Raw genomic sequence first — 21959 nt, forward strand, 5'->3', positions numbered from 1 at the left:
TGCGCTGATTTATGTGCTTTGGCTTTGCTCGGACATGAGCAAAAGTGACGAGCGCGACCATTGGGATGACGAATAATGCAGTTGAGCCTCGTAAAAGTCGATGGCGGGATGTTGATCCCGCACACGGATGAAGATAAAGCGCTGATTGATAAAAAGCGTCTCGGTACTGTGCTCACGGCCGATTTCCGCGAAACCCGCAACCCTAAGTTTCATCGTAAGTTCTTTGTGATGCTGAAACTCGGTTTTGATTACTGGACGCCAGTGGGTGGCACGGTATCACCGCATGAACGCAACCTGGTATCGCGTTTCGCTGCGGAGCTTTCGAAGTGGGGCGGGGAACATCAGACCTTGCAAGATCTTGCCAGTGGGTTTCTGGATGCGATGGCAAATAAACGCGCCAACTTGGAAGTGGAAAAGAGTTTTGAAGCTTATCGCAAGTGGGCGGTGATGGAAGCGGGGTTTTATGCCGTGGTCCATTATCCGAACGGGACGGTGCGCAAGGAGGCGAAATCCATCTCCTTCGCCAAGATGGACAACACCGAGTTCTCTGAACTGTACCGCGCCGTGTTTAACGTGGTGTGGAACCACACGCTGCGCGACCACTTTGTCTGTGAAGCGGATGCCGAGCAGGCGGTCAATCAACTGTTGGGGTTTGCGTGATGACGATTAAGACACCTGCCTTGCGCAGTAAAAAACTGACCGATGCGGCCAAAGGGCAAACCTGCGCACTACAGATCGTGGGCGTGTGCAACATGAACCCTGAAACCGTGGTGTTCGCGCATTTCCCGAGTGAGACACACGGCATGGCCTACAAGAGTGATGACTTCTGGGGCGCGGATGCCTGCCACCGGGGCGCGGATGCCTGCCACCATTGCCACGATGTGATTGATGGCCGGGCGCGGTATGACTTCGAGCCGGGCGAGAAAGAGGAATACATGCTGAACGGGTTGCACCGCACGCTGAGCCGTCGCATTCGCGCAGAACTGATAGACGTGAAAGGGGGGAAGTATGTTTGACAATGTGTACGACTTTGAAAAAAAACTCGGTCGCGTCAAGCAGGGCAGCAACGGCAGTATCAAGAAAGTGCGCCGTGAAGCGGAAACAGAAGAATGCGCCGACGCAGTTCGATGGGCCCGAAAAACTACTATCGCGGGTATTCGGGTTGGGGACTTCCTGACCCATATCCCTAATGAGGGAAAGCGAGGACGTAAAGCGAAATCTGACTTTTACCGCCTCGGCGGACAGCCGGGGTATCCGGATTATCTGTTGGATGTTGCTCGCTGTGGCTATCACGGCCTGCGTATTGAGGCAAAAGCGCCGGAAGGCTACCGCAGCAACATCAGTGACGATCAGCATAAATGGGAGTTGCGCCTGACCGACCAAGGCTATTTGTTTGCTTATTGCTACAGCGCTGACGAAATGAAGGCGCTGATCACCGATTATTTACTCGGCCGTATTGAGGGGCCGACATCGCCAGGGAGTGCCGCATGAGTCGTGGAGTAGAGTTGTTTATCCGTATGCATTTGGAGAAAACCCCGAGCCAGCAACGTGGCCGCCAGACCCTGACGGGTGATGTGATTGTCGCTGTGCTTGGTAAGCTTCAGCATGACCTCCCCTTTGGGAGTGATACCATCATGTGGAAGTGGTTGGAGGATGGCCCTGCCTGTCAGCGTTTACTTGGTCGCATGGAGAGCATTATTCCTGGCAACGCGAAGCGTCCTGACTTGTGCCGGCATATCCTTGAGCTTGCAATCAATGTGTTTGCGGACAAGCCTGTGGCTACCCAGTCTCGCCAGCTTACCAGCTTGTGGAAGAAACACAGCGAGCAGGCGAAGCGAAGTGAACGCCTAATTCGTACCTGGCAAACCCATATCAGAACCCTTGAGCGTCAGATGTGCGGTGTGACAGCGTACCGTGCTGACCAATTGGCCGAAGACATTGAGAAGAAAAATGCCCTTATCACCAACGAGAGAAAACGCCTTGAGCAATATGCCCAAGCGCAGGCAGCAAAAAGTTGTCAGTGTCCACGTTGTCATGGTACCGGTGTGGCAAAAATCATAGATAAATGTCCGCCTTGTGGTGGTACCGGAGTGATTGCCGTGACGCCGGACAATGTGCGCCAACACCTTCGCCAAACCGGTATTGCAAGGGTGAGTGATAAGCTTTGGACCAGTGAGCTCAAACCGCTGTTTGAGAGAGCGATGAATGAGCTGCACTGTCAACACAATGCAGCGGCCAGTGCTTTAAGCCGTCAGCTTGAATTGGAACGCGCAGCCTAGTTCTTGATGGTACCCATCATTGGGCCCCAAACTCAGTTGTTCGGAATAGCCGAATAACTGAGTTATCCCTGCATTCAACTTGGATTTGTCCCACACTCGTGTCGGGGTGATTTGTTCTGGTATGTTTTTGCCCATTCCTTTTTGGCGATAGCAAACCACATAAGTCTTGCCTAAGTAGTTTTCGATAGATTTCCTAATGCCAAACGTGAGGTGTGTAGAAATACCCCATTTTGTCGTATTTTCTCGTTCTTGATTCTTTGGTGTATGATGATATTCTTTTTAAAACAGACTCTTATGCTGAAACCTAGTGTCCGGCAGATGTGTGAAAAGTCCCAAAGTGGGGGTGTTTAATTACCCCGCTTGGGGATCTAATAAATTGTTATATGCCATTGTAGTAATGAGGATTTTATGTCAGTTGAGTTATCGTCATCCTTTTTATCAGAGGATTGGCAAAAATTGAAAGATAGCCAAGATAAGGCTCAAATTATCACGGTTCTACGTCATCGTTATTCCGAGAGATATTTTGAACCATTCAAGAAAAATGAATCCAAGCACGGCTTCAGTATGATGGCAGTTTCGTGTTTAGTTATTGAATCGTTAATTTCATTAAAACGCGGATGGAAGAAAACTAATAAACCGGGGAAAGTGATCTTTGAAGAGTTCTTCTCCACATCTCAACATTTAACTGATTTTACTGGACTTGGCGCTGATTTTTATAAACACATTCGCTGCGGTATTCTGCACCAAGCAGAAACCACGGGAGGTTGGCGTATTCGTAGAGATTGCTCATTACCGCTTGTTTGTGCAGATACGAAAGTAATCCATGCAACAAAATTTCTAAACCAGTTAGAAAAGGAATTCGAAAATTTTCTAACTGAACTAGATGAACAAGAATTCACGTCACCTCAATGGAGCAAGGTTGTGAAGAAAATTGACCATATTGTGACTAATTGCGGCTAGGCATATCAAATAAGAATAAGTGTCGCGCAGCCGACACTTTATTTGGGTGTTGAACAAGCCCGTCGCTGCTTTATTAAGTAAATTGCTCGGATGAGCACAGTGTGGATGTACGCCCGTCACTGATTGACAGGCGAGCGCCGCCAGGAAGTTATCAGGTATTGCATAACTTCAATGGGTTACGTGATTGTGTGTCTCTTTCTCTGCGTTTTCTCCTTCGTCTAAATGGTCGCCATTCTCCTTATTCTGTTCGCCTTTCGGCTATCTCGGTCGTGTTACGCCTACGCAGACCAAGCGACGCTCCCCACACGTAGGGCAGCATCGCGTAGTGTGCTGTTTGACGGGGACGTCAATCGGTAATGTCCGGTGCGCCATGTGAAGTAGCATCAGCTGGATAGCATGGCGTTTTTGCTTGGCGCTGCCATGCAACAGGCCATAGTCGCGTACCCGTTGTAGCCCTTTGGGTAATACATGCTGAAGGATCAACATCAAAAAGCGCTGAGTCGGCAAGGTGCGCGTCGCCGATTGCTCAGTTTGGCTGTCGGTGTAGCGGAAGGTCACCTGATTATCGCTGATATCGAGAATGTCCCTGTCCGGCAACACCCCACGATACAGATACCGGGAGAGGTATTTGAGGGCGGGTAGCCCCTGTCCCACGGCGCGACAGTCCACAACCCATTGCGTTGGCAACGAGGGTGGCAAGGTCAAGGTGGGATGGGTGTTGATGGCGGCCAACAGCCGGGCGCGCCAGACCGACGCCAGTGCCGCGTGAGGGTAAAGGAACTGTTTATTGCCCTTATGCCACTGGCGGCGCGTGGGGTGATAAAACCCCGCAGGCACAATGGCATGCAGGTGCGGGTGCATATCCCGCCGTCGGTTGTGGGTGTGGAGCACCAGGGTAAACCCACTGTCGCCGCCATGTTTGCGCTGGGCAAACGCCTTGAGTACAGACGCTGCGACCGAGAACATGAGCGAGTACAGTGTCCGCGCGTGTGTGCGGGCCAGCGGGCGCAGAGCCGCAGGCAGGGTAAAGGTCACCATAAAATACGAGGTCGGCAACAGCTTAGCCGCCTGTCGTTGGAGCCATTGCACCGTGTGAGGGTGTTGGCATTGGGGGCAGTGGCGATGCCCGCACGAGAGCGGTGTTCGCTCGTCATGGTGACAGCCCTGACATGCCCATTGTGATGTTCCCAACGCTCCGGTCCGACAACGGGTCATGGCAAAGATAGCCCGCCCGATATCCGGAGTAAGGTGTCGAGTATCTAGGGTTCCTGCATGCTGTTGCAGCAGTTGGATAAAGGCACTCATGGCGCCTCCCACATGATGGTGAGGCCAGACGCGAGTTGATTGACTGCCTGATGAAGTTGGGCGTGCTTCACGTCAGTGAGTTGGGTGTAGCGCGCCGTGGTGGTGAGGCTGGCATGACCGAGCAGGCGTTGCAGAGAGCGTAAATCCAAGCCTTGTTCGAGCAGGTGGGTGGCATAACAATGGCGCAGGGAATGAGGACTGATGGCCTTATGAATACCGACGTCCCGACAGACCTGCTTCATGGCTTTTTGCACGCCGCCGCGGTCCATCGGCCCTTCATTGCCAATACCGGGAAAAAGCAAGGTTGGGTGGCGATGGGTGCACCAGTATTGACGCAACACCGTGAGGGTGTTGTCGGGCAGCGGCACCAAGCGGTCTTTACCGCCCTTGGCATTGCGGATATGCACTTGATGGTGGGCACTGTCGATATCCCCGACAGTGAGTTGCAGTCCTTCGCCCAGACGCAATCCGAGACAATAAAGGGTGTAGAAGAAGCGTTGATAGCGGGGTTGTCGGGTAAAGGTGATGAGCAGCCCGACTTCGTTGGGGGTTAAGATATCTGGCAGGCGTTTGACCTGAGGGGGCTTGACGATATCGAGCCATTCCCACTGTTTATTCAGGGTATAGCGGTAGAAGAACTGCAGGCCATTACGGTCGAGCTTCACGGTGCTCCAGGAGTGGGATGCGATAAGGCGCACGAAGTAGGTTTTGAGCTGTTGCTGAGAGAGGTTGTCGGGGGGAGAATCGAAGAAGGCGGCAATACGCCGGACAGCGCGGGCATAGGCGTCAATGGTGGCGGGTCGCTTGCCTTGAAGGGTTAAGTTGTTGAGGTGCTGTTGGTAAAGGGCTTCGAAGTGCCGTTGTTGTTGCGGGTTCATGGTGTTTCTCCTGTCTGCTGCCGATGGGCAGGGTTGGGAGAAACGTAGGCGGTAAGACGGCATTCTGCCGCGTAGCGGCTTCGTTCAACAAACTGTTCAAGAGGGATTCGCAACGCGTGGCATTTTTTTATTTCATCGTTGGTTTTGTGTTTACGGTGGTATGTTTAAGACTTGGTGATAGCGTTTCTCACCACTAAAGCATTCGTTAGAAATTATCGGGTAACTATGGACGAATATCTAAAAATTGGGGCAACTATCATTGCTGCTCTTGGCGGAAGTGGTGCCATTATTCTTGGGTTGGCAAATTACTTAGGAAAAATTTGGGCAAACCGGTTAATGGTAAAAGAAAAAGCCGAACATGATCGAGAGCTGGAGAAGCTGAGAACTGGGTTACATCAAGAGAGCCAGCAAAATTTAGCCAAACTCAATAGTGAGATCGAAGTTTATAAGCAAACCCAACTCAGAGAGCACAATGATAAGTTATTGATCTATCGAGCTACGATTGACTTGGTGGCTACAATGCTGGCAAAAGTAGAAATGATCGTTCTTAGAAATAAGCAGCAACTAACAGCACAAGAAGCAGAGCAATTCGAAACAGAGCGTCTAAAGATTTATGGGTACTTAGCAATGATAGCGCCACAAGAAGTGATGGATGCAAATGATGTGTTCATAGATCAGTTATTAGCCGTTGTATTTGACGGTAAGTCTGTTAGTTGGGAAGTTATTAGGTCTAAGGCTCTCAATTTGACCAACGCAATGCGTAAAGACATTGGTATTGACAAGTCTGAAGTGTCATATAACGGTGAAAGATAATTCTAATACATATAAGCCTTTCTCCGGTCAATAGGCAATAGCCTTCTTTTGCCCGCGCATCACCTGCCTTGAACCCTGCCCAGAACCAAGGTAAATTAGATACATAGTGCGAAACCTCGACCTTTTACCGGGTTGGGGTTTTTTTATGTCTGAAATTCAAGGGGGCAGCAATGCCAATTAGTCCAACAGTCACAAAAGGAGCGGGGACTGCGATAGTGACAGATAAATCGACGGTCAGTATTGCCGTAGGGAGCGGCACGGGCGTCGGTGTCAGTGTTGCGAAGGGCGCGGAGAATGCGCAGAGCATGCTGAACTCAAGCCTTGCCGACATTCTCGCGGGTAACTTCACGTTCTATGGCAGTGACATCGCCTTCATAGTCGGTACTTCACTCTCTGTCATCGGCATTGCGCTCACCCTAGCGCGATGGCTGTATCCGAAAAGCCCTATTCGAGCTTAACACCTATGCGGATCAATAAACTTCACGCTGGCCTGTTGGCCGGTGCGATTGCGCTCACTGGTGGCTTTGAGGGCTACCGGCAGGTGGCGTATCAGGACAGCGGTGGGGTGTGGACTGCCTGTTACGGTGAAACGCTCGGGATTGAGCCGGGCGATACGTTTACCCGCGACGAGTGTGATGCCATGTTTGGCGCTTCCCTGCAAAAACACAACACCCCCCTTGAAGATATTCCGCAGCAACTTCCGCCCGAAGTGCACCTGGCATCACTGGATCTCGCGTACAACATCGGCACCGGGGCGTTTCGTCGCTCTACCATGTATCAGTTGCTGCTGTCCGGTCAGTACCCAGAAGCGTGTATGCAAATTCCGCGATGGCGGTTTGTGGCCGGGAAGGATTGCATGAAATCAGAGAGTAATTGCCGGGGCATTGTGACGCGCCGGGAAATCACGCTGCAACTGTGTCTTGGGCAATTACCGGTTAACGATGCATTGGCGCGGCTGGGTCAATTGCCACTGGATACAGAAGTCTTGGAGGCCATGAATGCTGGCATTACTCCGTAGCCCGAAGGTGATTGGTGTTGCTCTGGTACTTGGTGTTATCGGCTATCAGGCCATCAAATTGCGCATTGCCCAGGCAGACATAACGGCGATGCAGGCTGAGAAGCAGATGCTTATCGACAATGTGCAAGCTGCGCAGAACGTAGCGGCAGCCAACGAAAAGTCACTCACTGACTTGATAAACGCGGCAAAGCAGGCAGAGGCGGCGTATCAGGCTCAACTAAAAAGGGAACGGGAAGAAGGAGCAAGGCTACATGGAGAAATTACGCAGTTGGAATCCCTCATTGCTGATGCGAATAGTGATTGCGCTATTCCTGCTGCTGTCACTGAACGGTTGCGTGACCCCTACTGAGCGCGTGGTTGTTCAGTATGAGGTGCAATACATCTTGCCTCCTCTGGCAATTCGCCCCTGCGATAAGCCCCAAGTGCAAGGCATTTGGCCAGAAGTCGTGATTCGAGATATCCCACAACTGAAATCGGCATTGTCTCTATGCGCAGGGCAAGTCGATGCGTACCTGAAATGGCGGAAACAGGTTGAGGACGGGGCTTAGATGAAGGTAAAGCCGAAGGGCTGACAAACTGATGCGCATAACAGGGCGTTCTTCTGACGGGGAGAGCGCCCGATTATGTTCATAGGGGAGCAAAAAACATGATGAGTTTCAAAGAGGCATGGAAGCGATGGAGCTTTAAGGCTGCTGTCATCATCGCGGTACTGAATATCGCAATGGCTATATTCGTGTTCTTCCAACCCATGTTGCCACCGTTTACGTTCGCGTTGGTCAATTCATTGTTGGCAGCCGCTATTGCGATGCTGCGCGTGTGGCCACAAAAGAACCTTCACGCTTAATGGACAAGGCAAGGGCGAAAAGCGGGCGTGTTTCCGGTGTTATCCGTTGGAATGGAGTCAGCGCGCGTGTTCAGCTCAATGACGGCTCTCGTATTACGGTAAGGGCATCACATCAGCCTCGGATCGGTGATTGGGTGGTTGAGGGTGAGCTCAGTAGAGAACAAGTAAGCAAGTAATGGCTAAGACGGATTGGAAAGCATTGCAAGCACAGTTTGAGCACGACCATGAGAAGTATGGCACCGGCGCAAAAGAGTGGTGTGAAGCGAAAGGTCTCAATTACGCCAGTGCGCGTCGCTATATCAAAGTGCGCAAAACTGCGCACAATGACACTGCGCATTTGAAAACTGCGCAGACTGCGCAAAAGCCAAAGGCAAAAAAGAAACGTGTGGAAAAAATCTCGCCACCAACAAATTCTGTCGCCACTTCTGAGTCCGCAGGCCGAGAAAAACCGCACACCGATAAACCTCAGCGTGATGAACGTGGGTATTTTGTGGCAGGTAATGATGCGGCGGCTGGCAATGCGGGGAATACCAATGTGCCGGCCAATGCATTTGAACCGGGGAACCAAGTAGCGAGAAAGGGCGGGCTGTATGCACGTTTTTTCCCGGAGGCGAAGCAGCACATGTTTGATGCAGCGGACGTAGCGACGTTGGATGATGAGTTGGTGTTGTGCCGCGCTCGTTTGCAAAGTGGCATTGAGTACCTAGGGAAAATTCATGAGGACATGGCAACGGCAAAGGCGGTTGAGGACCGTATTTCGTTGTATGAGTCTTTTGTTCGTGTGAATGGTCAGCTGGATACACTCACTGGTCGCATTGAGTCCATCACCCGAACATTGAGCAGTCTCGGCATTGATGTGGTGACCAAGGACAAGATTGTTCAGGACACTGCCCGAATTCGCAGCGCTACTCGGAAGTTGTCGCTTGAAGCTGACCGGCTGGCGAAAGAAGGAAAGGGCGACGATACGCCAATCAGTCAGATGTTGTCTGATTTGCAGGAGATGGGTACCGGTGGCTTGATGAGTAAACCGCAATGACCGATATCTATGAAATCACCGATGAGCAGGAAATTGCCCTGATTGAGCGGCTTCTCTCTGATAAGTGGTGGCGACTCGATAACCTTTACAAGATTGAGAATGAGCAAGGCAAGCTGGTAACTTTCCGCTTGCGCCCGGCACAGCGCCTGTTGTTTGAGTTGATGGGATGGCTCAACATCATCTTAAAAGCGCGTCAGCTTGGTTTTTCTACCGCGATTGATATCTATCTGCTCGATGAAGCGCTGTTCAATAAGAACCTTAAATGCGGGATTATCGCCCAGGACCAGAATGCTGCCGGTGAAATCTTCCGTACCAAGATTGAAATTCCTTTCGATAACTTGCCTACCTGGTTGAAGACCCGCTTCAAAATCAAATCCCGTAACTCGGGCGCGACGGGCGGAAAGATCCTTTTTGAGCATGGTTCAAGTATTCAGGTGGCTACGTCGTTTCGTTCGGGGACGGTTCAGCGCCTGCATGTGTCTGAGCATGGGAAGATTTGCGCGAAGTACCCTCAAAAAGCCAAAGAGGTGCGAACCGGTACACTCAACGCGATTCACCCCGGGTGCGTGGCGTTTATTGAGAGCACAGCAGAAGGAGTGGGCGGCGACTTTCATTCGATGACGATGAAAAGCATGGAGCTGGCGAAAGCCAAGGCAGAGCTCACGCAACTGGATTGGAAGTTTCACTTCTTTGCGTGGTGGCAAGATCCGAAGTATCGCGCGCCAGTGCCCAAAAGCGGCGTGGTGATGAGCAAAACCCAGCGCGAATATTTTGACGAAGTCGAAAACGCGATGAGCTGCACCATTACTGATGAGCAGCGCCAATGGTATGTGCTGAAGGAAGCTGAGCAGGGTGAGGAAATGAAACAGGAGTTTCCTTCCACACCTATTGAAGCGTTTCTCACATCTGGCCGCCGTGTGTTTGATGCCAACCATACGATGAAAGCTGAGGGGCAATGTTCAGCGCCATTAATTGTTTATGACATGGAACCGATGACAGGCACGCGCACGAAGGCAGTGAAACCGGACAAGCTCGATGAGCAAGGGATCCGTAGTCTGATGAACATGCTGCTTGTCTGGGAGCTGCCGGATCCAGAAGAAAACTATGCGATGGGCGTTGATATTGCAGAAGGTCTCGAACATGGCGACCGTTGCAGCTTGGATATTGTGAAGAAAAGCGACGGGGAACAGGTGGCGCATTGGTATGGTTTTTTGGACGTTGAGCTGTTTGCGCATTTATCTGCGCACATTGGCAAGCTGTATAACACTGCCTATGCCGGACCAGAACGAAACAACCATGGACATGCCTTCATTCTGGCGTTCAAAGACCTCTACCCATCTTCTCGCATTTACACCGAGCAGTATATCGACCGTGATGATGAGGACGAGACGGTAAAACTGGGTTGGCTCACGACTAAACACTCCAAGCCCCTTCTTACGGAGGGCATGAAAACGTTACTGCGTCACGGACAGTCCGGGATTAACTGGATTGGCACCGTGTCAGAAATGCACACCTACGTCTACGACAAGAAAGGTTCAATGAATGCACAGGACGGTTGTTTCGATGACCAGTGTATGAGTTACATGATTGCGCAAGAAATGCGAGCTCGTATGCCTGCGCGTGTTGTTAAGGACCAAGGCCCACTGAATAAACGAATGGATCACTGGCAGGCGAGATAATGACAGTAGCACTCACAGAGAAAATCGATACACAGCAATTGTTGGTTGTGATGTCAGACATTGACGCTCAGCCGCCGTGGCGAAGCAATGCGAATAAAGCGTGTGCCTATTACGATGGCGATCAGCTGCATCCCAAAGTGGTACAGGCGCTCAAGGAACGCGGGCAACCGGAAACCATGCATAACCTCATTGCGCCGGCTATTGATGGTGTGTTGGGCATGGAGGCCAAGACGCGCACCGACTTGATGGTGATTGCTGATGACCCCGACGAGGAAATGGAAAAACTGGCCGAAGCACTCAATGCTGAGTTTGCGGATGCTTGTCGTCTGGCAAGGCTGGATCGTGCACGTTCTGAGGCATACTCAGGACAAGTGAAGTGTGGCATTGGTTTTGTGGAGGCGTACCGAAACCCTGATCCGTTTGGCCCTAAATACAAAGTGAAAAATGTGCCGCGCGATGAAGTGTATTGGGACTGGTTTTCGACAGAGCCGGATTGGTCCGATTGCAATTGGGTGATGCGCCAGCGATGGGAGGAAGTGGGCACACTCAAAGCAATGATGCCCCATAAGGCTGATGTGCTGGATTACGCTGTGCGTGAGTGGGACGGTTTCGCTGATACAGACATCGTTGAAGGCGCTGACAGTAACCTAATGAGCGCATGGGAGGAATATCAGGGATGGAGCCGAAAACATTCTGAATATTTAAGCCAGGACCGTAAGCGTATTCGACTACAAATCGTTTATCGTCGTCTTACTGAGCGTAAAACGGTTATCCGCCTGTCAGATGGGCGTGTGATTGAATACGACAAAAACAATTTGCTTCACGCGACAGCAGTAGGTATGGGCAAAGCACGTCTTGACGTCGGGCAAACGAGTAAGATTGTAGAAACCTGGTTTGCCGGTCCTCACAAACTAGGCTCTCGTGAGTGTCGGGCACCCAATGGCATGTTTCCTATTGTGCCGTTCTTTGGTTACCGTAAGGATAAGAGTGGCGAGCCCTATGGCCTGATTGCCCGTGCCATCCCCGCACAAGATGAAGTCAATTTCCGTCGAATCAAGTTGACCTGGCTGCTGCAGGCCAAGCGCGTCATTGCAGATAAAGATGCGACCAATATGAGCCGGGAGCGTCTTCTTGAAGAAGTCGAGCGCGCCGATGGTTATATTGAGCTCAACCCTGACCGCCGGAATAAAAAGACCATTTCTGAGGCGCTACAGGTTCAGCAGGATTTCAATGTCGCAAGCCAACAGTTTCAGGTCATGCAAGACAGCATGAAACTGATCCAGGACACCATGGGTGTTTACTCGGCATTCTTAGGGCAAGAGGGCGGTGCAGAATCAGGCGTTGCTATTGCTAATCTTGTTGAGCAGGGCGCTACAACGCTGGCAGAAATCAATGACAACTATCGCTTGTCGTGTCAGCTCCTGGGAGAATTGCTGCTTGGTTACATCATCGAGGACATGCAGGATGCGCGGAACAAGGCCATCGTGATCAACCGCGATGACAAAATGAAACGCAAGACCGTGGTAATCAACGAAGAAACCGAAGAGGGGCTGAACAACGATATTACGCGCTTGCGGGCGCATATTGCATTGGCGCCAATTCAGCAAACCAGTGCGTACAAGGCACAACTTGCCGACCGCATGATGATGCTGACAAGTAGCCTGCCTCCAGAGGCACAAATGGCGGTGTTTGATTTGGTCTGTGAACTTTCTGACATCCCGAATAAACAAGAATTCATGGAACGTATACGCGGGGCATTGAATGTGCCGAAGGATCCGGAAGACATGACACCGGAAGAGCAGCAGGCGTACCAGGCTCAACAACAGAAAGCCGCAGAGCAAGAGGCGCTGGCAATGCGTGAAATGAATGCGAAAGTGGGTGAGTTAGAGGCCAACGTTGAGAAGTTGAAAGCCGAGACAGGCGGGAAGCAGTACGACAACGCGAAGAAACAAGCCGAAACCGGGAAGATCTTGGCAGAGATGCAAAGGCTGACGGAAGAGATGAAACAGATGCGCAGCCAGTACGATAGCATGCTAAGCAGCCAGATTGATGCGCTACAGTTGTAGCCTGCCGAAATCTACGGTAAATTAATCCCATCGTGTGAAGCCTCGCCCTTTTGGGTGGGGCTTTTTTATTGGCTGACATTCAGGGAGAAACTATGCCAGAGCAAACCAAAGTCAACTTCGACCACATTCAAAGCCTGCTGGCGTCGCTGGAATTCAAATTTGCGCGCGTTGGCGATACCACAGTTACGGGTTGTTGGGCCTTTCTGCCGAATGGCTTTCAAGTCGCTTATGGTGAGTCGGCGTGTGTTGACCCGAAAAACTACAAACAAGCAGATGGCGAGAAGTACGCCAAAGAGCGCTGTGTTCAGGCTGCGACCAACAAACTCTGGGAACTGGAAGGTTACTTGCTGAAAGTCACTGGCAGCACCAGTGATTGCTTTGTAGCGCCAGCACTTGAACCTGTGACCGTTGCGGATCTCAAACCGATTGCTCACCCTGACATGCCGGGATTCAAAATCTATCAGGGTAAACAAATCAACCGTGTGGCTTATGAAATACAACCGGACGATGTGATTAATGACATGCACGGTTCTCCTGATGGCCCTACGACGTCTGAAATCCAGATTGAAGACCAGCGTTTCACTTTTGTTCATTATGAGAGCGTGAGTGCAGGTGACTTCATCTGCTTCCTCGATGAAAACGATATTTATCATGTTCGTCGTGAAGTGATGGATCAACGTAATTACTTGTAACAACTAACATTGATGAAATTAGCCCCGGCACTTGCTGGGGCTTTTTGTCTCTGCCGCTAAGCGCTTTCAAAGAGAGTGTTTAACCGCACAGACAGCGATACGTCTACACAGGAGAAGCAATGTGACAATCGAATTTACTGGTAATGAATCCCTTGAAGAACTGGAAGCGATGATGGCGGAATTTGAACGTGCCGAGGTGGTTGACGAACTGCCGGGCGACTCAGATGAAACGGAAGCACAACCAGAGACGAAAACTGACGACACAGCCGAAACGCCTGTCGCCGAGACTACCGCAGGTTCGGCACCTGCGAGCGAAGACGCCGTGGAGACTCAGGGGGAAGAGGGTGTTAAGCCAACAGGTATCGCAGCGAAAGACGGCGAGCACGTCATTCCATATGACGTTCTTGAGCGCGAGCGCGACGCCAAACGGCAGCTACAGGCGCAGTTTGATGCATTGCAGGCAAAGCAATCTGAGTGGGAACAGAGTCAGCGTTTGCTGCAAATTCGTGACAAGCAACTCCAAAAGCTGGGTGTCGCACCAGAAGATTTACCAGAGAACATTCAACTGTCAGAAGAACAGCTGGATGCGTTGGCGGATGACTATCCGGAAATCGGAACCGCCATTCGTGGCTTGGTGGCGAAAGTCACCAAGATTGAAAGCCAGTCTACCCATACTGCGCAGGTGCAAACTGCGGAAGCTCAAAGCACCCCGCAATCTAATCCGGTGTTAGATGCCATTGAGGCGAACACGGATTTGAAAGCCTGGCGTGAAAGTGGCGGCGAGCAGTGGAATAAAGCCATTGAATTCGATGACCAGTTACAAGCTGATCCGCAATGGGCGAGTAAGCCTATCCAGGCGCGTTTTGACGAAGCTACCCGTCTGACTAAGGCACACTTTGAACAGCAACAAAAGCAGCTCAAGGATGCGGCCAATAGTGCAGAGCAGGATGCACATGATAACGCTCTCCCAAGCTCACCGAGCGAAGTAGGCTCAACCAGCAGGCATACGCCATCAGTGCAGGAGCAGTTGCTTAATGCGGACCCGCAAACGGCACAAGCCATGATGGCGGACATGTCGCAAGACGACATTGAAGCGCTACTCGCTCAACTCAGTTAAACGCCGTGTAGACGGCATCGTAACCCGCCATATTGGCGGGTTTTTTTGTTTAAAGGATTGAGAGTATGACCACCATTACCCGCGAGCAAGCCCGTCGCTTGCAAGAAGCGGCGCTGTTTACCGCAGCAAACCGCAACCGCTCATTCACCAATATGTTGACTGAGCAAGCCCCAAAAGCCGCCAAGGGCGATATGAAGGGCAATAAACAAACGTCTCCTGGTGCACCGATTGTTCAGGTTACCGATCTGAAGAAAACCAAAGGGGACACCGTGGACATGCAGATTGTTCACAAGCTGTCCAAGCGTCCAACGATGGGCGATCAACGCATTGCTGGCCGTGGTGAATCGCTGGATTTCACCGAATTTGAGCTTCGCATTGATCAAGGCCGTCACCAGGTCGATGCGGGCGGCAAGATGAGCCAACAACGTACAGCACATAACCTGATGAGTACTGCACGTACTCTGCTTGGCACTTACTACAACGATCTGAAAGACCAGTTGGCGACTGTGCATATGGCAGGGGCACGTGGTGATTTCATTTCTGATGACATCATTGTGCCGTTGGCAGGCCACGATGAGTTTGGCTCAATGCTGGTCAATGATGTGTTGCCACCAACGCATGATCGCCATTTCTTCGGCGGTGATGCGACCACGTTTGAAAGTCTGGATCAGGCAGATGTGTTTGGTATGGGGGTGGTGACTGACTTGTCGCTGTTCCTGGATGAAATGGCGCATCCTCTGCAACCTATTAAGTTTGCAGACGACAAGCTGGCCGGTGATGAACCGTTTTTCATCCTGAACGTGACGCCTCGCCAGTGGTATGACTTTGAGCAAACGTCGAGCTACAAAGACTGGCAGCAGTTGATGGCCGCAGCGATGAAGCGAAAAGGCGATTTTAATCACCCTGTATTCCGTGGTGACTGTGTGATGAAAGGTAACATCCTGGTGCGGAAGTACATGGGTATGCCAATCCGCTTTAACCAGGGGTCAACAGTGGACATATCTCAGAACAATGCGCGTGCGACCGTGACAGCCGTGACGGCTAATACCACGGTTGATCGCGCAATGCTGATTGGTGCACAGGCGTTGGCGGATGCGTGGGGCTCAACCGATAAAGGTTCACAGTTCAGCATGCACACCGAAAAGACGGACTCGGGTAACCGTGACGAGATCACAATTGGGTGGATGAATGGCCTGAAGAAAATCCGCTTTGCGGACAAAGCTGGCCGAGTCAATGACCACGGCGTGATTGCAGTCGATACGGCTGTGACCACGGGTTGACGATGAAGGCCGGGGACGCTCCCGGCTTTCTCTTTTGAACTTCGAACGGAGAAACGAGTTATGGCTAAAGTCATCAAAGCGGCATCCATGCATGACCGTATGTATGTGGGGGCACACGGCAACCTGTCACTGGCTTGTACAAAAGCCGTGCTGGCTGCTGCGGCAGTGGGCGACACAGTGGAAATGATCCAGGTTGAAACCGGCATCAATATTGTTGGCCTTCGCGTGAATACCAGTGGACTGGGTGTCGGTGTGACGGCGGATATCAAAGTGGGAGAAACCCTACTGGCAGCGAATGTCGATTTGGCCTCCGCAAGCAATCTGGCGATCCCGACGGAAACTGTCTACACCGACAGCAAGCAGGTGCTGACAGCGACGATTAAGGGGGCGGCTGCAACCGGTACGCTGGAAATTAACCCTGAATACGTAGTGAAAGGCTACTGATTCAGTTTGTTTGGAAAGGGCGCGTTGTGCGCCTTTTTTCATTCCCTCTGTAGAAGGTATCGACCATGGGTAAGCAAAAAATTGTTTATATCGGCCCAAAAGAATTCAAACGTGACACGGTTGCGGGGACGCGACAGATTTTCCCGCGCCATAAGGCCATTGAGGTCTCAGACGAAGTTGCAGCCGTGCTCTTACGTTTCAACCAGGTATTTGTTGAAGCGGACAAGCTGAAAGGTGCGCTGGAAAAACAAGACGCTGAAGAAAAAGCCAAGGCAGAAGCCGCAGCAGTATTGGCGGAAGAAGAAGCAAAGCGACAGGCAGAGCTTGATATGACCGTTACGATCAACGGCGACATTATGGACCTATCAAAGATGACCGGTCCCAAACTCGCCACACTGATTGAAAGTCTTGAAGGCTTGAACGTTGATCCTCAGCAGTCGCAAGAAAAAGTGGATGACTTCCGTAAGCGTGTCCGTGATGCGCTCCGTGCTATGGACAAAAATGAAGTCGCTGGCGAGGGCGAATAATCATGCGCATGGTGCCTGTCAGTGATTTCCTTCCAACATTGCGACAGATGGTTGATGCACCTCTTCCGCTGCAAATGAAACAGGCCATCGTGAAAAGTGCGATTCGCTTTTGTCGAGAGAGCGGCGTGGTGATCACCTCTCGCCTGTTTTGTCACGTGTATGAAGGGCAGACTCTCAACGTGGTGAAGGACAGTGCGGTTAACCGCAACGCTGGCGGCACGTTGAAAGCATCCGCTCAGGCCGTTGTTTCCGTTGATGGCGTGGCATTGTTACCGGACCTGGATTATCACGCACTCAGCCTTGATGACGTGTTTTTCTTACGTGACTGCAAGGATGTCATGATCGCCAGCACTGTAGAGCCTGTGCCCAGTGCGAAAGCGTTGCCTGCCAAGTTGTTTGATGACTGGCTGGACGGGATTTGTGCGGGTGCAGCAGCTTGGCTTTACACATTGCCTGAGTTTCTTGATGGCAAACTGTATGCCCTTCATGAACAAGCCTTTGTTGAAGCAATAAGGGATGCCAAGCGATGGAGACTGGAAAATAGTCCGGCCATGTCGCCGCGCCGAATAACCAGCAGACGGGAGTTTTACTGATGGCGATAGTTAGCGAGCTGATTCAGCGCGTTGCAGATGAATTGATTGACCAGCGCTTTACTCGGTGGACGAAAGAGACACACATTGCCAACCTGAATGATGCGATCTCTTCGATTCTTTATGTTCGTCCCGATTTAGGACGAGTCACGCATACCGTCTCGTTGTCAGTGGGGCAGTCCCGGGTAGATGTTCCTCATGATGCATACAAGCTGCTTGGCGTGAATCACGTTAATGGTTATGCAGTGCAGTTTGTGGATATCTACCGCCTGAATCAGAACTATCCGACCTGGCGAATGATGACAGATGACCAGCCAACAAGCTGGACAAGACGGGACAATGACGATCTCTCTTTCCATCTTTTCCCGGCACCCAGCGAAGTGATGAGTGTTGAGTTCGATTATGCGCGACAGATACGCATCAGCGCTGAGAGTGAAGAATTTCCGTTACCGCCGATTTATGAACCGATGGTCTTCGACTTCATGATGTTCCGTGCCTATGGCAAGGACGGGCAGAATGACAGTGAAGCGGCAAAGTCAAATCACCACCTTCAAACCTTCCAATTCGCGCTAACCGGTAAAACCCATACCGACACAGCCGAAAAGCAACGAATCGCCAGCAGCGAACGGAGAAAGTAATTTATGATCACAGTGACTGGCACGCTGTCAGATGCAGGCGGCGTGGCGTTGCCTTGCGCGCTTTTGGAATTGCGGGTATTGCGGAGCGCAGGTGAAACGTTCTTTAACTCAACCGTGCAAGTAAAGACGGACAATGACGGGAACTATAACTTCAGCCTAAAGCGTGGTGAATATGAAGTGTTTGCCCAGGTAAGCCGGCGTTCAGATGTGGAGCGCATTGGTACGTGTGTGGTGAACGACGGAGTGCAAGGTGAGCTGACGCTGGAAGAGCTTATGGCCCTTACATCGCCACTGCTTCCAGAATCAGTGATTGAAGTTCGCGGCCACATGGACGAGGTGCGAGTAAAGCACACTGAGATTCATCAGTGGCACGGAGAAACGGCACAATCAAAAGAGGCCATCACACGTCTTGAGCAACAGACCTTACAGCATAACAATGAGGCACAGGCATCGGCAGCGATTTCGCAAGCGCAGGCCGCTTTGTCCACCGCAGAGCGGGAGGAGGCAGGGCGCCAGGCGAGCGTTGCTCAAGATGCTGTCAGCACCGCGACATTGAAAGCGAATGAGTCTGCTCAGCATGCTCAGTTTTCATCACAACATCGACAAGCATCAGAAGGTGCACAACTGGCGTCTGAAGTTGCGGCAAATAAGGCTCAGGGGCATGAGCATCAAGCCTCTAGTCTATTGCAACAAACCACCAGTCAGGCGCATGCAGCCTCAGAATCAGCACTCGCGGTATCAGGAGTCGAGCTGCGAGTGAGTGAAGCCGAACAGCGGGTTGCTCAACATGTTCTTGCCACTCAGAAGAACAAAGAGGATGCACAAATCGCTGCGGGGGGGTCTGCGTCATCTGCAAGTAAATCCGAGTCTCACGCGTTGGGAGCGGCTGATAAGTTAGCGAGTGCTATCTCTCAGGCCAACCGCGCCACAACCGAGGCCGACAGGGCAGAAGCTGCCGCCAGCTCGGTAGATGAAATGCTGTATGCCATGAGTGTGGCCGAGTTTGAGGCCCGTCGAGAGGCCAACAAGCGCAAATATGCGGGATCAGGCTCTTTGCACAATCCGAGAATACTCAATACTGTTGCTCAAGGCGTGAAGGGTGCGCTTTATTTCCCTGCTGATACCGCAAACACGTTTATCCACGGTGAGAACGAATACAACGTAAATGGTGTTGTATTCACCGTAGAACAGATGAATATCAAACTCCCTCCGGCCCCTGATGGGACAAAAACCTATGACTCAGCAACAGGTGAAGTCATGGACTTTACCAAAGATGTTGACCCGAAATATGGCGATGTTGCTGCCGATCGTAATGAGGCAGTGGCAAGGGCGTTTGAGGGATTAATTAAGAATGGTGATTTTCGAAATGGTGGCTCTTGGTGGGCCTTGTATGATGGCGCTTCTGTTGCGAATGAAAAGCTTACCTTGGAGAGCGGGGAAATAGCGTATGCATTTCAACCTAACACGCTACCGCAAGGCACAGAAGTAGAAGTAGAAGTGGTTGTGGAAAGTGTATCAGGAGTCTTGGTTATTCGAGGTGGTTGTTCAGTAGGCGACGCTTTACACATCAAAGAGGCTGGAACTTACAAAGTAAGACAAATAACAAGCACATATGACCGTTATCAGCTTAATTTGAATACTTCTAGTTCCCGCGCTGTAGTAAGCACCTTCTCTGTTCGTCCTGTCACAAACCAAGTTATCACGTCCCGCAAAGACCTCGTGTTCTTGGAAGTGTGGGATGAGGTGGCACATGGAGATAAAAACTCAAAAGGTGTTATCTATCCTCTGGGAAATGTCCAATATGGTTTATCTATGTATGAAGGCATTCATCTTCAAAATAATAACGTTGCTCAGGGTTACAGTGCTTTTGGCAAATGGGATACAGCAACCAGGGGGTATTCTGCACGGATCTCAGACCTGACATTTGCTCAGCTGTGTAAATTTCTTCAAGACCCTAGGAACAATTTACGCTATGACGCAGAAACCAGAAAACTGATTCAGACGCGTTATCGTATTCGTGTTGTAGAGGGAGTGGGAGATGATTGGATTGGTTTAACCACAAGCAAAATAATAAACACGAGCATATCACCGACCATGAAACCTAATGTCAATTTCGCTGTGTATCCACAGGGGGAATCAATCATCCCGTCGGGAATTGAGTTGGGAGATTACCGTCAGTGGTATACAAATAACCTCATTAGTGATGTTGATTACAGGTGGGGGGAGCAGGCAGATGTTGGACTTTACACCCCTAGATATGAAAGTGATAGAGCTGTCTCCATTATCATCGCCCTCGTTCAAAGAATGAATCAAGGTGCATACCATCCTGTTTATAACGTGATTGGGTGTCGTCGATTTAATTTAGTTGGTGTTTGGGCAAACTATCCTTGGTATTTAAATAATGCGTATAGACCCAGCTCTGTAGCTGAGTGCTTCCCGACTACACTAGGGAATCCTAGTACGGATTCTGACTATGGCGCTTTTACTAATTCAGGAGCTATTGGTCAAGACAGCGGACGGCAACCAAACGATCCATATCCATTCTACGATGCTATTTATGCTGGACAGGTTGAAGATCTTCGTTTGTCAGCACATAAGCAAGGCTTAAATCGCTTGTGTACCGATGCTATCCAACGTGCGGTGGCAGGGAAATTGAGAGGTAAGGGTAGGGTCTCATTTAGCAAATTCAACACTTCTATTATTGGTACAGGAACACACCCACAAGTCAGCAGCCAATATTCTTTATCTGGTTTCCTGCATATACCTGTTTTTATGGATGGGGATGCAGCTAAACAGATGGGCATAGACCATGGGGATATTGTTTATGTTGTTGATAACGCAACAGGTAACTACTTGAAAGGAGATGTAAGAACAGGCCCAACAGAGAGTGATTATATATACATCGATAAAGACACCATTGAAAACCATGGCATGCCCAGTACCGGCACGGGACTATCGTTGACCCTTATCGTTGAGAAGGCGTTATCGTCTGAGTTCGATATTCTTCCCTGTACAGACATCATCGGAAAACCGGTACACATAGAAACTGTGTTCCCAAATGGTGTGTATGCGAAATGGCTTTCGACGATACCAGAAGGAGTCAGTAAACGATTCACTCTTAATAGACCCGTTCACGGCAACTTAATCGGCGGATGTGTTTACACAAAAGATGATGGGCTCACCTGGATTGCCGGGAATGAGAATATATACGAAGTATCTAATTCGTTTAATTCCAGTTTCCCAGAAAACGCTGTCGCATTGATACATTACAAATCCTTGTCACAACAGACCAAAGCAGAAAGTAGCTCAATCATTATGGGTGAAGTTGGACACGTTGTTGCCAGTGGTGGTTTCTATGCGAAGCATTGGGGAAACCGACTCATGCAAAGCTTAATAGGTAAAGTTGGCGTTTCTGGTGTTGGATATACCGGTGCAGGCTTTTATCCGCTAACGCGTACAGCGATTGGTTTGATAGGGCAGCCGATACTTCATGGCGGCGATCCCACGTTACACAGTGATCTTGTCATTCCCGCCCCTGACAATGCTTCTCCAGGGTTTAAAGCACTTTACACCCTCACAGAGAAAAACGGCCTCCTGTATATGCAGTTCCATGGCCGTGAACTCAAACATGACGGCACAGATTGGGGCGACGACAACACGATCCCTATCATCAATGGAGAAGGCACCATGACTGATGACAATGGGCAAGTGGTGAAAACATTCTGCCACCACACGCTCTTTCCTCTCGGTATTGCGTCTTACACAGATTCCGCCATGGCCACGGAGTAACCCC

At 50.7% G+C, this 21959-nt stretch carries 24 protein-coding genes; 22 read left to right on the forward strand and 2 right to left on the reverse strand.

Features of this window, described 5'->3' with window-relative positions; all coding sequences use genetic code 11:
• Positions 1 to 75: 75 nt before the first annotated feature.
• From AC6IB1_RS07890 to AC6IB1_RS07910, 5 genes are all read left to right on the forward strand, one after another.
• Positions 76 to 660, forward strand: a complete 585-nt coding sequence (locus AC6IB1_RS07890) for a DUF1367 family protein (RefSeq protein ID WP_497568537.1) — start codon at positions 76 to 78, stop codon at positions 658 to 660.
• Positions 660 to 1016 (forward strand): nuclease domain-containing protein, encoded by a 357-nt coding sequence (locus AC6IB1_RS07895; protein ID WP_497568538.1) that lies wholly within the window; start codon positions 660 to 662, stop codon positions 1014 to 1016. Before AC6IB1_RS07890 ends, AC6IB1_RS07895 begins: the two co-directional genes overlap by 1 nt.
• Positions 1009 to 1491, forward strand: coding sequence for a PDDEXK family nuclease (locus AC6IB1_RS07900; RefSeq protein ID WP_497568539.1), 483 nt, complete (start codon positions 1009 to 1011; stop codon positions 1489 to 1491). The genes AC6IB1_RS07895 and AC6IB1_RS07900 overlap by 8 nt, the downstream gene beginning before the upstream one ends.
• The gene (locus AC6IB1_RS07905) at positions 1488 to 2279 is read left to right on the forward strand and encodes a TIGR02642 family protein (RefSeq protein ID WP_497568540.1); all 792 of its coding nucleotides are present in this window, start codon (positions 1488 to 1490) and stop codon (positions 2277 to 2279) included. The genes AC6IB1_RS07900 and AC6IB1_RS07905 overlap by 4 nt, the downstream gene beginning before the upstream one ends.
• Positions 2280 to 2687: 408 nt before the next feature.
• Positions 2688 to 3239 (forward strand): hypothetical protein, encoded by a 552-nt coding sequence (locus AC6IB1_RS07910; protein WP_497568541.1) that lies wholly within the window; start codon positions 2688 to 2690, stop codon positions 3237 to 3239.
• A 258-nt stretch (positions 3240 to 3497) separates the two neighbouring features.
• Here the strand turns inward: AC6IB1_RS07910 and AC6IB1_RS07915 are convergent, their stop codons facing one another.
• Together AC6IB1_RS07915 and AC6IB1_RS07920 are read right to left on the reverse strand one after the other, a co-directional pair.
• Complete coding sequence (locus AC6IB1_RS07915) at positions 3498 to 4544, reverse strand: IS91 family transposase (RefSeq protein ID WP_497566129.1); 1047 nt, start codon at positions 4542 to 4544, stop codon at positions 3498 to 3500.
• Positions 4541 to 5422, reverse strand: coding sequence for a tyrosine-type recombinase/integrase (locus AC6IB1_RS07920; RefSeq protein WP_497568542.1), 882 nt, complete (start codon positions 5420 to 5422; stop codon positions 4541 to 4543). Before AC6IB1_RS07920 ends, AC6IB1_RS07915 begins: the two co-directional genes overlap by 4 nt.
• Positions 5423 to 5647: 225 nt before the next feature.
• Between AC6IB1_RS07920 and AC6IB1_RS07925 the strand changes: the two genes are divergently transcribed.
• The 17 genes from AC6IB1_RS07925 (at position 5648) to AC6IB1_RS08005 (ending at position 21955) form a co-directional block, all read left to right on the forward strand.
• Positions 5648 to 6235 carry a hypothetical protein gene (locus tag AC6IB1_RS07925; RefSeq protein WP_497568543.1) on the forward strand — a complete coding sequence of 196 codons (588 nt, stop codon included), beginning with the start codon at positions 5648 to 5650 and terminating at the stop codon, positions 6233 to 6235.
• 170 nt (positions 6236 to 6405) lie between these two features.
• Positions 6406 to 6693 carry a hypothetical protein gene (locus tag AC6IB1_RS07930; RefSeq protein WP_497568544.1) on the forward strand — a complete coding sequence of 96 codons (288 nt, stop codon included), beginning with the start codon at positions 6406 to 6408 and terminating at the stop codon, positions 6691 to 6693.
• Between the two features lie 5 nt (positions 6694 to 6698).
• Positions 6699 to 7253: a lysozyme gene (locus tag AC6IB1_RS07935; protein WP_497568545.1), complete on the forward strand. Its 555-nt coding sequence runs from the start codon at positions 6699 to 6701 to the stop codon at positions 7251 to 7253.
• Positions 7234 to 7602 (forward strand): hypothetical protein, encoded by a 369-nt coding sequence (locus AC6IB1_RS07940; RefSeq protein WP_497568546.1) that lies wholly within the window; start codon positions 7234 to 7236, stop codon positions 7600 to 7602. Before AC6IB1_RS07935 ends, AC6IB1_RS07940 begins: the two co-directional genes overlap by 20 nt.
• Positions 7541 to 7801, forward strand: coding sequence for an Rz1-like lysis system protein LysC (gene lysC / locus AC6IB1_RS07945; protein ID WP_497568547.1), 261 nt, complete (start codon positions 7541 to 7543; stop codon positions 7799 to 7801). Before AC6IB1_RS07940 ends, lysC begins: the two co-directional genes overlap by 62 nt.
• 98 nt (positions 7802 to 7899) lie before the next feature.
• Positions 7900 to 8097, forward strand: coding sequence for a DUF7940 domain-containing protein (locus tag AC6IB1_RS07950; protein WP_497568548.1), 198 nt, complete (start codon positions 7900 to 7902; stop codon positions 8095 to 8097).
• 175 nt (positions 8098 to 8272) lie between these two features.
• Positions 8273 to 9133 carry a hypothetical protein gene (locus AC6IB1_RS07955; protein ID WP_497568549.1) on the forward strand — a complete coding sequence of 287 codons (861 nt, stop codon included), beginning with the start codon at positions 8273 to 8275 and terminating at the stop codon, positions 9131 to 9133.
• Positions 9130 to 10812 (forward strand): terminase large subunit, encoded by a 1683-nt coding sequence (locus AC6IB1_RS07960; RefSeq protein WP_497568550.1) that lies wholly within the window; start codon positions 9130 to 9132, stop codon positions 10810 to 10812. Before AC6IB1_RS07955 ends, AC6IB1_RS07960 begins: the two co-directional genes overlap by 4 nt.
• Positions 10812 to 12878 (forward strand): portal protein, encoded by a 2067-nt coding sequence (locus AC6IB1_RS07965; RefSeq protein ID WP_497568551.1) that lies wholly within the window; start codon positions 10812 to 10814, stop codon positions 12876 to 12878. Before AC6IB1_RS07960 ends, AC6IB1_RS07965 begins: the two co-directional genes overlap by 1 nt.
• A 92-nt stretch (positions 12879 to 12970) precedes the next feature.
• Positions 12971 to 13570, forward strand: coding sequence for a Gp49 family protein (locus AC6IB1_RS07970; protein WP_497568552.1), 600 nt, complete (start codon positions 12971 to 12973; stop codon positions 13568 to 13570).
• A 121-nt stretch (positions 13571 to 13691) separates the two neighbouring features.
• Positions 13692 to 14687, forward strand: a complete 996-nt coding sequence (locus AC6IB1_RS07975; RefSeq protein ID WP_497568553.1) for a hypothetical protein — start codon at positions 13692 to 13694, stop codon at positions 14685 to 14687.
• Between the two features lie 65 nt (positions 14688 to 14752).
• A complete protein-coding gene (locus tag AC6IB1_RS07980) occupies positions 14753 to 15967 on the forward strand; it encodes a N4-gp56 family major capsid protein (protein ID WP_497568554.1) in 1215 nt (404 codons plus the stop codon).
• A gap of 60 nt (positions 15968 to 16027) precedes the next feature.
• Positions 16028 to 16411 carry a hypothetical protein gene (locus AC6IB1_RS07985; protein WP_497568555.1) on the forward strand — a complete coding sequence of 128 codons (384 nt, stop codon included), beginning with the start codon at positions 16028 to 16030 and terminating at the stop codon, positions 16409 to 16411.
• Between the two features lie 65 nt (positions 16412 to 16476).
• Positions 16477 to 16938: a hypothetical protein gene (locus AC6IB1_RS07990; protein ID WP_497568556.1), complete on the forward strand. Its 462-nt coding sequence runs from the start codon at positions 16477 to 16479 to the stop codon at positions 16936 to 16938.
• Positions 16939 to 16940: 2 nt separating this feature from the next.
• Positions 16941 to 17531 carry a hypothetical protein gene (locus AC6IB1_RS07995; RefSeq protein WP_497568557.1) on the forward strand — a complete coding sequence of 197 codons (591 nt, stop codon included), beginning with the start codon at positions 16941 to 16943 and terminating at the stop codon, positions 17529 to 17531.
• A complete protein-coding gene (locus AC6IB1_RS08000; protein WP_497568558.1) occupies positions 17531 to 18166 on the forward strand; it encodes a phage adaptor protein in 636 nt (211 codons plus the stop codon). The genes AC6IB1_RS07995 and AC6IB1_RS08000 overlap by 1 nt, the downstream gene beginning before the upstream one ends.
• A 3-nt stretch (positions 18167 to 18169) precedes the next feature.
• Positions 18170 to 21955, forward strand: a complete 3786-nt coding sequence (locus AC6IB1_RS08005; protein ID WP_497568559.1) for a prophage tail fiber N-terminal domain-containing protein — start codon at positions 18170 to 18172, stop codon at positions 21953 to 21955.
• Positions 21956 to 21959: the final 4 nt, after the last annotated feature.

This window comes from Grimontia sp. THUN1695 (assembly GCF_059704325.2).

What these genes read in the sequence shown, in the direction of transcription:
- AC6IB1_RS07890 (WP_497568537.1), top strand. Translation starts at nt 76, where the DNA reads ATGCAGTTGAGCCTCGTAAAAGTCGATGGCGGGATGTTGATCCCGCAC.
- AC6IB1_RS07895 (WP_497568538.1), top strand. Translation starts at nt 660, where the DNA reads ATGACGATTAAGACACCTGCCTTGCGCAGTAAAAAACTGACCGATGCG.
- AC6IB1_RS07900 (WP_497568539.1), top strand. Translation starts at nt 1,009, where the DNA reads ATGTTTGACAATGTGTACGACTTTGAAAAAAAACTCGGTCGCGTCAAG.
- AC6IB1_RS07905 (WP_497568540.1), top strand. Translation starts at nt 1,488, where the DNA reads ATGAGTCGTGGAGTAGAGTTGTTTATCCGTATGCATTTGGAGAAAACC.
- AC6IB1_RS07910 (WP_497568541.1), top strand. Translation starts at nt 2,688, where the DNA reads ATGTCAGTTGAGTTATCGTCATCCTTTTTATCAGAGGATTGGCAAAAA.
- AC6IB1_RS07915 (WP_497566129.1), bottom strand. Translation starts at nt 4,544, where the DNA reads ATGAGTGCCTTTATCCAACTGCTGCAACAGCATGCAGGAACCCTAGAT.
- AC6IB1_RS07920 (WP_497568542.1), bottom strand. Translation starts at nt 5,422, where the DNA reads ATGAACCCGCAACAACAACGGCACTTCGAAGCCCTTTACCAACAGCAC.
- AC6IB1_RS07925 (WP_497568543.1), top strand. Translation starts at nt 5,648, where the DNA reads ATGGACGAATATCTAAAAATTGGGGCAACTATCATTGCTGCTCTTGGC.
- AC6IB1_RS07930 (WP_497568544.1), top strand. Translation starts at nt 6,406, where the DNA reads ATGCCAATTAGTCCAACAGTCACAAAAGGAGCGGGGACTGCGATAGTG.
- AC6IB1_RS07935 (WP_497568545.1), top strand. Translation starts at nt 6,699, where the DNA reads ATGCGGATCAATAAACTTCACGCTGGCCTGTTGGCCGGTGCGATTGCG.
- AC6IB1_RS07940 (WP_497568546.1), top strand. Translation starts at nt 7,234, where the DNA reads ATGCTGGCATTACTCCGTAGCCCGAAGGTGATTGGTGTTGCTCTGGTA.
- lysC (WP_497568547.1), top strand. Translation starts at nt 7,541, where the DNA reads ATGCGAATAGTGATTGCGCTATTCCTGCTGCTGTCACTGAACGGTTGC.
- AC6IB1_RS07950 (WP_497568548.1), top strand. Translation starts at nt 7,900, where the DNA reads ATGATGAGTTTCAAAGAGGCATGGAAGCGATGGAGCTTTAAGGCTGCT.
- AC6IB1_RS07955 (WP_497568549.1), top strand. Translation starts at nt 8,273, where the DNA reads ATGGCTAAGACGGATTGGAAAGCATTGCAAGCACAGTTTGAGCACGAC.
- AC6IB1_RS07960 (WP_497568550.1), top strand. Translation starts at nt 9,130, where the DNA reads ATGACCGATATCTATGAAATCACCGATGAGCAGGAAATTGCCCTGATT.
- AC6IB1_RS07965 (WP_497568551.1), top strand. Translation starts at nt 10,812, where the DNA reads ATGACAGTAGCACTCACAGAGAAAATCGATACACAGCAATTGTTGGTT.
- AC6IB1_RS07970 (WP_497568552.1), top strand. Translation starts at nt 12,971, where the DNA reads ATGCCAGAGCAAACCAAAGTCAACTTCGACCACATTCAAAGCCTGCTG.
- AC6IB1_RS07980 (WP_497568554.1), top strand. Translation starts at nt 14,753, where the DNA reads ATGACCACCATTACCCGCGAGCAAGCCCGTCGCTTGCAAGAAGCGGCG.
- AC6IB1_RS07985 (WP_497568555.1), top strand. Translation starts at nt 16,028, where the DNA reads ATGGCTAAAGTCATCAAAGCGGCATCCATGCATGACCGTATGTATGTG.
- AC6IB1_RS07990 (WP_497568556.1), top strand. Translation starts at nt 16,477, where the DNA reads ATGGGTAAGCAAAAAATTGTTTATATCGGCCCAAAAGAATTCAAACGT.
- AC6IB1_RS07995 (WP_497568557.1), top strand. Translation starts at nt 16,941, where the DNA reads ATGCGCATGGTGCCTGTCAGTGATTTCCTTCCAACATTGCGACAGATG.
- AC6IB1_RS08000 (WP_497568558.1), top strand. Translation starts at nt 17,531, where the DNA reads ATGGCGATAGTTAGCGAGCTGATTCAGCGCGTTGCAGATGAATTGATT.
- AC6IB1_RS08005 (WP_497568559.1), top strand. Translation starts at nt 18,170, where the DNA reads ATGATCACAGTGACTGGCACGCTGTCAGATGCAGGCGGCGTGGCGTTG.